Below are 381 nucleotides of genomic sequence, written 5' to 3' on the forward strand. Positions count from 1 at the left end.
AGCCCCCGGTCATTTTATCCAGCTCTTCAAAGCCGGAGGTCAGGCCGGTGAGTGCACTCTTGGTTTTGTACAGCTCATCAATGCGGTCTACCGCTTTTTTCAACACCGACTTGATGTTCTGGGGGCCGTCACCTTTCTTCTGCTGCTCGGCAATCTCGAAGATGGAGGATTCCGCCTCATCGAGAATTTCCAGGGATTTACGGCCTTCGGTATTAAACGCGCTATCCGCCACCTGGTGTGAAACATTGATCAGCTGACGCAGGATACTGCGCTCACGGACAATATCCGAATAAGCGGTAATATTGGCCGCGCTGGGTGTGTTACGGGCCAGCTCCGACAGATAGGTCATGCCACCAATGGATTCGAGCTGCCCCAGGTTAT

The 381-nt window shown here is 53.3% G+C and carries 1 protein-coding gene; it reads right to left on the reverse strand.

Going from position 1 to position 381, the window contains the following annotated elements; genetic code table 11:
• A partial coding sequence (locus A3754_RS07880; RefSeq protein WP_304439826.1) for a DnaB-like helicase N-terminal domain-containing protein occupies positions 1 to 381 on the reverse strand: 381 nt, incomplete at both ends.

The organism is Alcanivorax sp. HI0083, assembly GCF_001635175.1.